Origin of the sequence: Streptococcus halichoeri (assembly GCF_019774635.1) — a bacterium.
GTDB lineage: Bacteria > Bacillota > Bacilli > Lactobacillales > Streptococcaceae > Streptococcus > Streptococcus halichoeri.
In genome coordinates this window covers 904,283-917,871 of sequence record NZ_CP081502.1, presented here as the reverse complement: position 1 = coordinate 917,871, position 13,589 = coordinate 904,283, and the positions used below count along the sequence as shown (strand labels likewise).

11 protein-coding genes are annotated in these 13,589 nt (G+C 42.1%); all 11 read right to left on the bottom strand.

The features are described from left to right. Positions 1 to 87: 87 nt before the first annotated feature. The 11 genes from nadE to ftsL all read right to left on the bottom strand — a co-directional run bounded on the left by nadE (position 88) and on the right by ftsL (position 13,585). A complete protein-coding gene (gene nadE, locus K5J94_RS04380; protein WP_159582944.1) occupies positions 88 to 912 on the bottom strand; it encodes an ammonia-dependent NAD(+) synthetase in 825 nt (274 codons plus the stop codon). After that, entirely contained in the window at positions 909 to 2,369 is a 1,461-nt protein-coding gene (locus K5J94_RS04375) for a nicotinate phosphoribosyltransferase (protein WP_159547851.1), read from the bottom strand. The genes nadE and K5J94_RS04375 overlap by 4 nt, the downstream gene beginning before the upstream one ends. A 395-nt stretch (positions 2,370 to 2,764) precedes the next feature. Next, positions 2,765 to 4,162, bottom strand: a complete 1,398-nt coding sequence (locus K5J94_RS04370; RefSeq protein ID WP_221913771.1) for an amino acid permease — start codon at positions 4,160 to 4,162, stop codon at positions 2,765 to 2,767. Between the two features lie 613 nt (positions 4,163 to 4,775). Further along, positions 4,776 to 5,693 carry a thioredoxin-disulfide reductase gene (gene trxB / locus K5J94_RS04365; RefSeq protein ID WP_159542838.1) on the bottom strand — a complete coding sequence of 306 codons (918 nt, stop codon included), beginning with the start codon at positions 5,691 to 5,693 and terminating at the stop codon, positions 4,776 to 4,778. A gap of 61 nt (positions 5,694 to 5,754) precedes the next feature. Continuing rightward, positions 5,755 to 5,979 carry a DUF4059 family protein gene (locus K5J94_RS04360; protein WP_159547771.1) on the bottom strand — a complete coding sequence of 75 codons (225 nt, stop codon included), beginning with the start codon at positions 5,977 to 5,979 and terminating at the stop codon, positions 5,755 to 5,757. 99 nt (positions 5,980 to 6,078) lie between these two features. Then, positions 6,079 to 6,822 (bottom strand): amino acid ABC transporter ATP-binding protein, encoded by a 744-nt coding sequence (locus K5J94_RS04355; RefSeq protein ID WP_159542842.1) that lies wholly within the window; start codon positions 6,820 to 6,822, stop codon positions 6,079 to 6,081. Further along, positions 6,819 to 7,625, bottom strand: coding sequence for an amino acid ABC transporter permease (locus K5J94_RS04350; protein ID WP_159547770.1), 807 nt, complete (start codon positions 7,623 to 7,625; stop codon positions 6,819 to 6,821). Before K5J94_RS04350 ends, K5J94_RS04355 begins: the two co-directional genes overlap by 4 nt. 954 nt (positions 7,626 to 8,579) lie before the next feature. Continuing rightward, positions 8,580 to 9,923 carry a DEAD/DEAH box helicase gene (locus K5J94_RS04345; RefSeq protein ID WP_159564130.1) on the bottom strand — a complete coding sequence of 448 codons (1,344 nt, stop codon included), beginning with the start codon at positions 9,921 to 9,923 and terminating at the stop codon, positions 8,580 to 8,582. Positions 9,924 to 9,996: 73 nt separating this feature from the next. Beyond that, positions 9,997 to 11,004: a phospho-N-acetylmuramoyl-pentapeptide-transferase gene (gene mraY / locus K5J94_RS04340; RefSeq protein ID WP_159542848.1), complete on the bottom strand. Its 1,008-nt coding sequence runs from the start codon at positions 11,002 to 11,004 to the stop codon at positions 9,997 to 9,999. A 1-nt stretch (position 11,005) separates the two neighbouring features. Then, positions 11,006 to 13,258 carry a penicillin-binding protein PBP2X gene (gene pbp2x, locus K5J94_RS04335; protein WP_159542850.1) on the bottom strand — a complete coding sequence of 751 codons (2,253 nt, stop codon included), beginning with the start codon at positions 13,256 to 13,258 and terminating at the stop codon, positions 11,006 to 11,008. Between the two features lie 3 nt (positions 13,259 to 13,261). Continuing rightward, the gene (ftsL, locus tag K5J94_RS04330; RefSeq protein WP_159542853.1) at positions 13,262 to 13,585 is read right to left on the bottom strand and encodes a cell division protein FtsL; all 324 of its coding nucleotides are present in this window, start codon (positions 13,583 to 13,585) and stop codon (positions 13,262 to 13,264) included. Positions 13,586 to 13,589: the final 4 nt, after the last annotated feature.

Here is a 13,589-nt window from a genome sequence, read left to right as displayed (position 1 = left end):
CTTTTTTAGGACATTTTTTCATTGGGATACATGAGCTGAAATAGTAAGAAAAGACAGTTAGTTTTAGGAGACTAACTGTCTTTTTGCTTATTTCCAAAAATCATCAAATAAAGTGATCGGTAGATGACGCTTATGTTGACCTTTTAGCCACCAGGATTCAATGGTTGCTTGGGCTTTAGCACTTACCTGTTTCCCTTCTAGATAGTCATCAATGTCTTGATAGGAAACTCCAAGTGCTACTTCATCAGCTAGGCCAGGTCGCTCTTCCTCCAAGTCTGCAATCGGAACCTTTTCATAAAGGGCACGAGGGGCACCAAGCTTAGCAAGTAAAGCTTTGCCCTGCCGTTTATTAAGGCGAAAAAGCGGGAGGATGTCTGCTGCCCCATCACCGAATTTTGTAAAGAAACCAGTGACATTTTCAGCAGCATGGTCGGTACCAATCACAGCTCCCTTGGTCTGACCTGCTATGGCATATTGTGTAATCATACGTTGGCGGGCTTTGACATTTCCCTTGTTAAAATCAGAAATAACAAGCCCAGCTGCCTTGAGTGCTGCGACCTGGGCATCCACGGCTTGTTTAATATTAACGACCAATGTCTGATCTGGGGCAATGAAGTCTAAGGCTCTTTGGGCATCAGCCTCATCAGCCTGTACTCCGTAAGGGAGGCGTACGGCAATGAATTGGTAAGATGCATCGCCAGTTTCTTGACGGAGTTCTGCGATTGCCATTTGCGCTAGTTTGCCTGCTAGGGTTGAATCTTGGCCGCCAGATATTCCAAGCACATAAGTCTTAAGGAAAGGATGCTTGATAAGGTAGGATTTTAAAAAGTCCAGTGTTTTTCGTATTTCAAGGACAGGATCAACCTCTGGTTTGACTCCTAGTGTCCGAATAATGTCTTCTTGTAAACTCATTTGATCTCCCCATTCTTTAGATTTTCTTTGCGAATTTTATCAATTAGGGTCATCTTATTTTGCCAGACATCAAGTGCCAAATCAACGGGATAATCTTGAGGATTCAAGATGCGTTTGTATTCATCCCAAAGCTTATCAAACTCTTGGCGAGCGTAGGTTTTGATTTCTTGCAAACTAGGCAAGTCATAGACCAATTGTCCCTGATCAAAAATATCTACCAAGAGTGGCACCGCATCAAAATCACGGATGGTCTTATTAATATAGGTGTAGGTGGGATGAAACATCTCTAGTTCATCTAGTTGGGTAACATCTGTGTCGGTAAAGGTAATATAATCACCTTCTGATTTGCCTTTTTGCCGGCTGGTAATGCGCCATACTTGTTTTTTTCCTGGTGTAGAGACTTTCTCTGCATTGTTGGATAGCTTAATCGTATCACGCATGCTGCCATCTTCTTGTTCAATGGATACCAATTTATAAACGGCTCCTAGGGCTGGCTGGTTGTATGCCGTGATTAGCTTGGTGCCCACACCCCAAACATCAATTTTTGCTTTTTGCATTTTTAAGTTAAGGATGGTCATTTCATCAAGATCGTTGGAAGCATAGATTTTCGCCTCAGGAAAGCCTGCTTCATCTAGCTGCTGGCGAACTTTTTTTGACAGATAAGCCAAGTCGCCCGAATCCAGCCGAACCCCAAGGAAGTTAATGCTATCTCCTAGTTCTTTAGCAACCCTAATCGCTGTAGGCACACCCACGCGCAAGGTGTCATAGGTATCAACTAAAAAAACACAGTCCTTATGCGTATGTGCATAAGCTTTAAAGGCTTGGTAGTCATTGCCATAAGTTTGCACTAGCGAATGCGCATGCGTCCCAGAAACAGGAATATCAAAAAGTTTTCCTGCCCGTACATTACTGGTGGCATCTGCCCCACCAATTACTGCTGCTCGCGTTCCCCAGATGGCGGCGTCTAGCTCCTGGGCACGGCGTGTCCCAAATTCCAGCAAAGGCTCATCGTCAATCACAGAGCGAATCCGCGCAGCTTTAGTAGCAATCAGAGTCTGGAAGTTGACGATATTAAGTAAGGCTGTTTCAACCAGTTGGCACTGGCCAAGTGGCCCTTCCACTTGAACGATAGGCTCATTGGCAAAAACTAAATCACCTTCTTTTGCTGAGCGAACTGTTAAGGCCAATTTGAACTCCCGTAGATAGGCTAAAAAATCAGCCTTATAACCTAAATCCTGCAGGTAGGCTAAATCACTTTCTGTAAAACGCAGATTTTGTAAATAGGTAACAATCCGCTGTAAGCCTGCAAATACAGCATAGCCATTATCAAAAGGTTCTTTGCGAAAATAGAGCTCAAAGACTGCTTTTTTTTCATGAATCCCCTGATCAAAATAAACTTGCATCATATTAAGTTGATAGAGATCAGTATGAAGTGTGAGACTATCATCGTTGTACATGTATGGACTCCTTCTCATTATTGCTCTTATTATAACATAAAAGTATGATTAGCTTGACCGCTTAGCACTAAGACAGTATTACTTCCTTGTTTACTGATCTTGTCTTAACCGACTCCTTAAATGACCAGGGAATTATCTTAAAGCAAAAACTAGTCTTAGACCACAGCTAAAGACCCTAGCGTCGCAAGCAACCTTGACAATTGATAAACTTAGGATTTAGGCCACTCAGTGAGCTGGCTAGGCCCTACGATTAGGCTTGGGATAAAAAAAGAGGTTACCCAAACGGGACTAACCTCCAAAAATGAGATAAGGTGTTTCAATCACCGGGTTTATTTTTACATTGCAAAAAGCCCGCCCTTTGTTGCTAGTGGCTTAATCGCTTAATCCAATACCCTCTACAGTTCTACTGCTTTGCGCTTAAATTTCTTATTACAATAAATCCCAAAAACGATTATCCAGATACTTGCACCGATAGCCCCAATGTAGGTTGATTGTTGTAGGAACAAGGAAATAAAGACCAGAGCGAAAAAGGCCATGGTGATAGGTGAGAGCACCTGATAATAGGGCATGAGAAAGCCATCTGCCAAAAAATCAGCCGATTTTCGATAATTCCAGTGCGCCAGCATGGTAAGGACATAAATGGCAATATAGACTCCTGATGAGGAGGCTGCAATCAAACTAAAGGCATCTGAGATACCTGGAATGACACTGATCAGCGCAGAAATACCAATAATAAAACCTGAGCCAATAATTGCACGACTTGGCACACCTTGTCTTGATAGGGTATTGAATTTCAATCTATCCATCAAGCTAACCGGATATTCTGAGGCAATCTGGTAAAGATGGCGACCGGTAGAATAAAGGACCGAATTTAAAGCAGAAGCCGATGAGGTAAGCACGACAAAGTTAATCAAAGCCGCTGCCCATTTTATCCCTAATAATTGAAAAACCATCACAAAAGGAGATTTATCTACTGGTAAATCATACCAAGGGACAATGGCCATAATAGAAATCAAAGATCCTACATAAAAAACAATAATGCGAACCGGTATATCCTTGATTGCTTTTGGCAAAACCTTGCGTGGATTAACCGTTTCAGCAGTAGTAATACCTACAAATTCGATTGCTTGGTAGGCAAAGAAAACCATCTGAAATCCCATCAAAAATTTTAATTTTCCATTTGGAAAAAATGAAAAATGGCGTGTGATATTAGCAAGGCTAGCATGGCCTGTTGGTGTTTGAAAGCCTGTTAAAATCATAAAAATAGCTGTCGCAATCAGTGCTAAAATGGCTACAATTTTAATCATCGCAAACCAAAATTCAGTTTCTCCAAAAAATTTAACCGCAATCAGGTTGACCGATGACAAAATAATCAGGAAAACAATTTGAATCAGCCAGGAAGGCCAAGTCGGAAACCAATATTGCACATAGGTGCCAACTGCCGTAATATCAGCCATACCAATGAAAACTAAGGATAACCAGTAGGACAAGAGTGAAAAATGTCCCCAACCTGGACTTAGGTATTTGCTGATAAAGTTAATAAAGGTATGCTGATCAGGATCATAGTAGAGCATCTCACCGATAGCGCGCATCATCAAAAACATAAAGAAGCCTGTAATAATATAGACAAAAATAATAGATGGTCCCGTCAAGGCAATAGAGCGACCTGCCCCAAGAAATAAGCCAGTCCCGATGGTTCCTGCGATAGCTATCAGCTGAACATGGCGATTTTTTAAGCCACGCACCATTCCATTTTGTGATTCATTTGTTTCATGTGTCTGTTTGTTGGACATCATACACTCCATTCGCTAAAAATATAATTATTATACTCGTTTTTCAGAATATTTTCAACATTTGGTCGCAAGACCAGAGCAGTCAGATGACAAAAAGACAGTAAGCTTTTACTAATTAGATGGTTTTTCTTGATATCGTTATAATGCAGTTAGTTGTTCTGATAGGACTTATTCTTTAAATTCAGCTTGGTTATACCATAGTTGTTTCTCCCTCAAAAGACAAGAGTGCTGAGGAACAACAGCTATTTGGAAAAGGAATTAGCTGGAAGTGTATGGTGTGAACAAGAGGGAGCTAAGCGCAGCGTATTATGAAGAAAGTAAGGTCTAAACTTACAAAACCTCTCAGCAAACAGCAGCAGCAAGAACATTAGTTAAAGCACTCACCCTAGCCATAATAAGCTGTTAAAGTCCCAAAAACTCAATCAAAAAAACTGTATGACAGCAAGCTTTGTCAAGCAAAGTTGTCATGCAGTTATTAACATTTTTTAATTGGGATAAGTACTGTTCACCACTGTAAGCACTTATTTTCTTAGAGCTTAAGCGAAGTATTAGCTTTTTCAAAGTCTAAGAGAGCCAAATGATGGCAAGGGATTATGCAAACCTTATCACGTTACTAGTCATTTAGCTGTTGCAAATAGTGATAAACTCCCTGTCCAGCTATCGCCCCATCACCAACTGCCGTGGTAATTTGTCGAAGGTCCTTTTGTCGAACATCACCAACGGCAAAAATACCTGGCACAGTGGTCCTCATGTGATCATCTGTTTCAATCCAACCTTCCTCATTAGTGATGCCAAGATCCGCTACCATGGCTGTCACAGGTAAAAGGCCGACATAAATAAAGACTCCACCAAATGGGTGATTGCTGATTTGGCCAGTTTTCACGTTTTTTAACGTGACATTGGTGACCCTAGTAGCATTCCCTTGAATGTCATCAACAACCGAGTCCCAGATAAAGGAAATCTTGTCGTTGGCAAAGGCTCGTTCTTGTAAAATAGCTTGCGCGCGAAGCTGATCACGCCGGTGCACGACTGTTACCGATTTAGCAAACTGTGTCAAATAAACTGCTTCTTCAACTGCGGAATCTCCGCCACCCACAACCAATAAATCTTGGTTACGAAAGAAGGCCCCATCACAGACCGCGCAGTAAGAAACCCCTCGGCTGGTGTATTCTTCTTCACCTTTGGCACCAAGCACTTTATATTTAGAACCAGTGGCGATAATAAGGGTCTTAGCTTGATAGATATTATCTTCTGTGACGACTTCCTTGTAGCTTCCTTGGTCACGAACAGTTTGAACGATACCATATAAATGCTCCACCTGAAATTTCGCAAGAGGCTCAAACATTTTCATTGACAATTCTGGTCCTGTAATCTGGTCATAACCCGGATAATTTTCAATCTCAGAGGTGTTGTTCATTTGTCCACCAGGTGCACCTTGTTCCACAATAGCTACTTTAAGATTACTACGGGCCGCATACAAAGCCGCTGTCATCCCTGCAGGGCCTGACCCTACAATTAGCGTATCATACATATCATTCTCCTTTTTTATATCATGCTTTCATTGTAACAACGCCTGAATGATTATGCAATTTTTATGCCTTTCCTACTAGGAGAATACTCATAATGGCAAAGGATAAAATGGGGATTACTAATATAGTAATCAAAACCATGTCTAATAAAAAGGCCTGACGCTCTTGGGCTGTTTTATCTTTTTTTGTGCGCACCCGTACAAAAGTCCACAGGGCACAAATCGCTACCACTAAAAACGTTGCAATCAGTAACCCTTGTATATAAAGACTAAAAATTTGCTGTAACATATCTCACCTTCTCAGTAATCTCCCTTGCGAGCTTGCTTTTCTTACAAGAAAAAGTCTAGGAAATTCTAGACTTCTTCTATTATAGCAAAAAGTTAGCACTTAAAGAGCGGATTTGGTGTAGTTAGCAAAAAATTCTTTGGTTCTTTGCTCTTTTGGCTGCCGCATTAATTGCTGTGGGCTACCTTCTTCAATAATCTGTCCTTGGTCCAAAAAAAGGACGCGATCAGCTACTTGCTCGACAAAGGCCATGTCATGGCTGACCAAAATCATCGTCTGTCCTGCTTCAGCAGCTAATTGAATGGCCTTTTCAACCTCACTTACCAGCTCAGGATCTAAGGCAGAGGTGGGCTCGTCTAAGAGCAACACCTCAGGGGTCATAGCTAGCGCACGCGCTAAAGCAACACGCTGCTTTTGACCACCAGAGAGCTGCTTGGGATAGTAATTAGCCCGATCTGATAAACCAACTTTTGAAAGCTCTTTGCGGGCTATCTGAGTGGCTTCTTGATCGCTCATTTTCTTAACCACCAGCAAGCCTTCTTTGACATTTCCCAGAGCCGTCCGCCGCTCAAATAAATTGAATTGTTGAAAGACCATTGCTAATTTTCTGCGCAACTGCAAGATTTCTGGCTTGCTAATCTTTGCAAAATCAATGGTCATTTGACCAATGGTGATCTGGCCACTATCAGGCGCTTCCAGATAATTTAAACTCCTCAAGAAGGTCGATTTTCCTGCTCCAGAGGCGCCTACCAATGCAATGACTTCGCCTTTTTCAATGGTTAGGGAAATATCTTCTAAGACCTTATGCCCTGAAAATTGTTTTTGTAGATGGTTAATCGTTATCATACCAATTCGCCCCCTGCTCTTGTCTGTGGCTCTTCTTTTGGCACTGGAATGGCCATCTTGCGTTCAATGGCTCCTCCTGCTTGTTCAATGATAATACTAATGATCCAGTAAACAATCGCTACTGAGATATAACGCTCAAAATAACGGTAGTCTGCCCCACCTAAAATTTGCGCCTGAGCAAACATTTCCACAATCCCAGCGTTAAAAGCAAGTGAGGTTCCCTTTGTCAAGCCAATTAAACTATTAATCAAGGTTGGTGTGGCAATGACTGCGGCATTAGGAATGATTACCCGCTGGTAAACCTGCCGATTGGTCATCCCTAAGCTGCGCGCTGCCTCAATTTCGCCTTGTTGGACTGCTAAAATAGCTGCGCGAATGGTTTCACTCATATAAGCTGCTTCATTAAAAGCAAAGGCTGTAATCGCAAAAATGGCCGCTGGAATAGCATTAATATTCCAGTTGAGCTGATAGGTAAGATTTAAATACTTCAGAAATAAAGGAATCCCGTAGTAGGTTAACATCAGTTGCACTAAAATCGGAGTGCCGCGTAAAAAACTGACAAAGACCGCCTGAATGGGATATAAGACTGGTACGCGATTAATTTTGACTACTGCAAATAAGAGGCCCAGCAGCAAACCAACAAATGCCCCAGCAATGGTCAGACCAATTGTCAAGGGCAAGCGTTCAACAATGCTTGGGATGGCATCAAAAACAGCATGCCAGCTAAATAACTTGCCATGCGGCAGCCATTCAATAAGTTTGCTATACCAGGTCCAGTGGGCACCTGTTAATAATAGTGGCATAGTTATCCTTTCCTTTTCGAATATGCTTAGAATAAGGCATGGCCATTTGTTGGCCATTGTATTTGTATTTGCAAAGCCTAAAAGGCTTGCAATAGGGCTTAGCTCCTTGCTGATGCTAAGTTAAACTCCTTTTTAGCTTAACAGTCATTATAACAAAAGTAAAGTAATTCGCCCAATAGTGATTTTCTATCATCGTGATAAGCAAAGTCTATAAAAAAGAAGAAGACAAGCACAAAAACACTGAGTAATTGCCGGCTGAAACTCCCCGGAAATTACCGACTTGTCTTGGCAGGAGTTGCCGGCTAAAGTCGCCAAGCGTCAGCGGGCTGCCTCAGGAATTGTCGGCTAGCCTTGCTCTTAAAGCGCATGCTACAGCCGCTTTTTTGTCTACTAAACCTGGGATAACAAGGCTGCTTTTGCACTTTAAGAACGTTATGGTCTGTTATAGGCTGATTGTCACTCTTTTGGGGCTTGATTTTACTGTGACGTCATTAAAAAACTAGTAATTGCTTGCTGACAGAAGCACACTCAATAGAGAAACTAAAAACATCAAAAAACATCACTAAGATTGTTCTCCTAGTGATGTGTTTTTTCGCTCGTGAGTCATTTGTGGCCTTATCATTTCTAGCTCATTATCACCTGGAGTGGGTAAGGCCACCACCGCAGCAGGGTTTAGGGAGTAGACGCTGTTCATCTACTCGCATGCTTAGCACTCAGTTGTCAGTCATTGGCCAGCTACTACAGTTACACGGACATACGCTTGTGAGCACAAGGATTGCGTAGAGCTCTCAAGCAGACGAGGCCTCACCTGACTTTTTATGCTGCTAGCGATCAGCCAGACAAGGCATTCATTTGTTAGCTTATTAATTGACTGGCTGACTAGCAGTGCACTTGTTAACCGACTGGTTAATTTATTAACTAGCTGACTAGCTTGCTAACCGGGTCCACCTGCCCTTAAAAGCTTTGTTTTTTTGCTTTACGCTCAGCGCGTCCCTTGGCTCGTTCATTAGCACGGCGCTCACGCTTACGCTTTTCATCAACTTTCCACTGAATTTTCTTCTTATAGCCTGGTTTGACTTTTTTCTTTTTCTTTTTAACTAAGCCAAGCATCTCTGTATCTAATTTTTGATAGGATTTTTCGCGAGTTTGGCGGCGTTCCCGATCATAGGTGTCTTGGACTTCTCCGTTTTTTAAAACCTTTGGAACAAAGGTAATGCCCATTTTTTCGAGTTCTCTAATATCAGCATCATCACTTGGTTGATAAAAAGTAATAGCGGTGCCAGTCAAGCCATTGCGACCTGTTCGCCCGACGCGGTGAACAAAGAAAGAGAGGTCTGTGGGAACGGCGTCATTAATCACATGACTGACGCCTTCAATATCAATCCCACGCGCCGCCAAATCTGTGGCGACAATGTATTCAAAGTCGAGTTTTTTGACTTGGTTCATGATGCGTTTGCGCTCGCGCGGTGGAATACCACCATGGAGCTTAGCAACCTTTAAGCCATTACTGATGAGATAAGCATACAACTCATCAGCACGCTCTTTTGTATTGACAAACAGCATGGCCAAATAGGGCTGCATTGTCTTTAGGAGCTGTAATATTTGACTATTCTTATCACGACCCTTAGTAGAAATTAGCCAGTTATCAATGGTATCGGCAATAACCGTCTGCGTTTTAATCTGCTCAATCAAAGGATTGGATAAGTACTTTTTCAAGAAAGGCTGTAGTTTTTGAGGGATTGTTGCGGAGAAGACCAAGATCTGAACCGATTTGGGCAAGGCTGCCGCAATTTTATCCACTGTCTCCAAAAAGCCCATGTCGAGAGTCATATCTGCTTCATCAACGACAAAAGTCTTCGCTTTATAAATCGCCAGATCACCAGATTTAACCAAATCGTGAATACGTCCTGGTGTGCCAATAACCACATGGGGCTGGGCGTGTTTGAGTTTTTCAATTTGCCGCTGCTTGTCGGTCCCACCTACATAGTTAGCCAGACGTATTTCAGTCGGCGCATAGGCTGCAATTTGCCTAGCAGCTTCATAAATTTGCGTAGCTAGCTCCCGACTAGGGGCGGTAATGACGGCTTGGACATCTGGGCTGGCTTCATCTAGTTTCTCAAACAAGGGCAACAAGAAAGTATGTGTCTTCCCAGAACCTGTCTTGGATTCTCCGACAATATCTCGATTAGCCTTAATAAAAGGAATCAAGCGCTGTTGCACAGGGGTCGGTTCCACAAAATGGATGGCTGCTAAAGCCTCCTGAATATAGTGTTTAAAATGATAATCTTTAAATGACATAGGTACCTCTTTTCCTATTATACCACAAAGGGTGAACCAGGCAAAAAGCAGTGGCTAACCACTGCTTTAACCATCATAAATATAAAATAGCTAGAACTAGGGCACTTGCTGCTAGACCAAGTGTCCATAAGAAGGCATCCACTTGCCATTCCGACCAGCGACTAGCCTTGCCGCTTAAACCGCCAAGCTCTAAGTGATGATGAAAAGGTGTCATTCGAAAGATACGTCTTCCCTCACCAAATTTCTTTTTGGTATATTTGAAATAGGAAACTTGCATCATTACTGAAAGCGTCTCCAAAACATAGACAAATCCAATCACTAACAAGGTCCACTCTTGGTGGAGAGTGATGGAAATTGCAGCCAGCAAAGCACCCAGTGCTAAGCTCCCCACATCACCCATGAAGACCTTGGCTGGTTTGTGATTATAGAAGAAAAAGCCTATTAAACCACCAATCATTGCCCCAATAATCAGCAAAACATCAAACTGTTGTTGCACATAGGCGATAACGCCATAGGCAAGTAGGCTAATCACAACGGAGATGGAAGCTAGTCCATCAATGCCATCGGTTAAATTGACCGCATTGGAAAACCCAACTACCCAAAAAAGCACAAAGAAAACATAGAAAAAACCCAAGGGTATCTGGTAACCAAAAACATTCACGGCATTAGTCCCACTTGGCAAGACATGAATGAGATAAAATATCAAGCCACCAATAAGCTGCAGAGTCATCTTTTGGCCAGGCGTTAAGCCTTCATTCACTTGCCTAAAAATCTTTAGGAAATCATCTAAAAAACCGATAATTCCATAAATAAGTACTACAGAGAGCATTCCGGTTATTAAGCGAATTTCATGCCACTGAGTAAAATGCAATAAGCCAAGCACAAAGGCAGTCGTAATTGCGACGGCCAGAAAAACCGTGCCACCCATGGTTGGTGTTCCTGCTTTTGCTAAATGTTGTTTAACATCTTCATGCATTTGTTGGCCACCGATTTTTTTCAACTGATAGTAACGTATAAAAAATGGCATGGTAACAGCAGTCACAAGCAGGGAAACCATTGCGGCAACGATGGTTAAAAACATGTTAATCTCCTAGAGTTATTTTTATTTTTTTGAGTTTTTTCAGTGACGTACCCACAGTTACCGATTGGTTGGTCACTGTACCAGATTCAGAGCCTTTATATTCTATCTCAATATCCAGCCACTTAGCAAAGGTCTCGACATTTTTTTTCGTCCAGCCATACATATCTGGCAAGGTATCAAAATCATTCGTCAATAAGAGGATCTGCTGGTTTGCTGCCAGAGGTGTTCCTTTGGTAACTGAGGCTTTCTTAACTTTGGTCCCTGTACCTAGGACAATTGGTTGAACTAAGTTTCTTCGCAATTCATCTGATAGATTGCCAGGCTTACTGCCTTTGAGCTTTGGAGCCTGGTAGCTTGTTTCTTTTTGGCCCTTATCAGCCACTGGGCGTTTGAGGGTGTCTTGCATCAAATAGGCTTCTTCTAAGACAGGATTCACCACATCTTGCCAGAACATCCCACTCCAGTGCTGTGGTTGTTGCATTGTCACATACATGATAAAATCTGGATTGGTTGAAGGCACCATGGCAACAACTGAAAAGATATAATTGGTCTGGCCACCCTCTAAATAACCACTCCCATCGTCAGCTGCAATTTGGGCCGTTCCTGATTTTACCGCGATAGGTAGATTACCAACCTTGATGATTGGTCCAGAACCTGGCGCATATAGGGTTCCGTATACAGGATCAGTTCCAACAGTTACCATATAGTCTCTGGTTTCACTGGCTGCTTTTTTCGATACTGGCTTGCCCACAACTTCTTTTGCCGCTGTGCGGTAAGAGGCGGTATTAGGGTCATAGATTTGACTGATAAATTGTGGCTCTAGCATGACACCATTGTTAGAGATGGCTGAAAAAGCTCGCAACATCTGGATCTGTGTCACACCAATCCCCTGACCAAAGGCACTCATCGCTCTGGTCACTACATTGTTTGACGGAAAAATACCGGCTTCTTCATCTCCTGTTCCAAAACGAGTTGGAAAGCCAAAGCGGAATTTAGTCAGGTAATCCAACCAAACTTTATCTCCCATTTTTTGTTCCAATTTGGTTAAGCCAACGTTACTAGAATAGGCAAATCCTTGGGCATAGGTCATATACTGCCCAGTCGAGACTCCTTCGTTGATAGCCCAGTCCTGAATAGTTGCATCGGCAATCGTAATCCCGTTAGCATTAGAGAACACTTCATTTGGTTTAAAGACACCCTTATCAATAGCAGAAGCTAAGGTCATAACCTTCATGGTGGAACCTGGCTCAAAGTTGGTTTGGTAAAGTGCGCTTTTCCAGTTGTAGTTCTTATTGTTAAGACCTTCTAGGGTGTCGGCATTATAGCTGGGCCGCTGGGAGGTGGCTAAAATTTCGCCTGTCTTAGCATTAACCAGGGTGGCGCTAGCCAAGACCCCTTTGGATTTATTCTGAAATACATCCATCTTGGTTTCCAAAAAGGTCTGAATGGGTTCAGAAATGGTCGTATAAATATCCTTGCCATCAATTGGTTTTTGAACAGTCTTGCCCGTCCCAAGGAGCGTATTTCCTTTTTTATCTTTTTCGTAGGTAATAATGCCATCTCGACCAGCCAAGAGTTTGTTAAGGGAAGATTCTAGACCTGTTTTTCCCACTAAACTTTTTGAGCCATCTTTATTTTCATGTAAAGAGGCTAGGCCGATAAATTCTGAAGCAAAGGTGCCATTAGGATACATACGACCAGGACTTGGGGTGAAGGCCACGCCTTTGATACTAGCTTTTTCCATTTCCGTTCGGATCTTAGTCATCTTGCTATAGGAAATATTAGAGCCAGACGTGCCAAAAGAAACCTGAAACAAGCCCTTTTGCTTGAGCTGCTTTAAGACCAATTGCTTTTTGATACCTAATTGGCTATTTAAAATCTGCGCAACCTCTTGGTATTGCGACGGTTGAACATATAATTTTTCACCTGTCGCTGAAACAAAGGATTTATTTAAAATGGCATAGATGCTATAGGTTGTAGAGTCTACAGCAATGGCTACACCGTTACGATCATAAATAGTCCCACGTTTGGCTTGGACATTAACGGTTTCTTGGTAGACATTGCGCGCGCCCTTGGACAAATTAACGCCAAATTTTCGGTCCGTCCCAATAATGATGACAAAATTAATAATGAAGACAAAAAAGATAAAAATGGTTAAAATCATCAAATTTTGTCCCACATGAATCCGATTTTTGACGGGTGATTTGCGATCACGAACGACGTAATCTAGGAAATAACCTTGCAATTTTCTCATCGATTACTCTACCTTTTTAATGTTATTAGTTTGATTACTCAATCCTGCCTTGCTGGCAATATCCACAATTCGATCCCGCCGTGTCAATTCATTAACCTCTTGCTTGGCGTTGTTGAGTTCTGTTTTTTTATCACTAATTTGACTATTGAGAGCTGTAATGTCTTGTTGCATTTGCAGCCTACGGCTTTGCAGATAAATAATACTTACTGCCATGGTAATGGAAGTGATAATAATAGCTGCATAAAAAGCCTTCTCAATCCGAGAGAAAGTTTTTATCCGCTTTTGTAAAACAGTTGAAACCGCTTGGGTCTTTTTTTCATTTATCATAGTC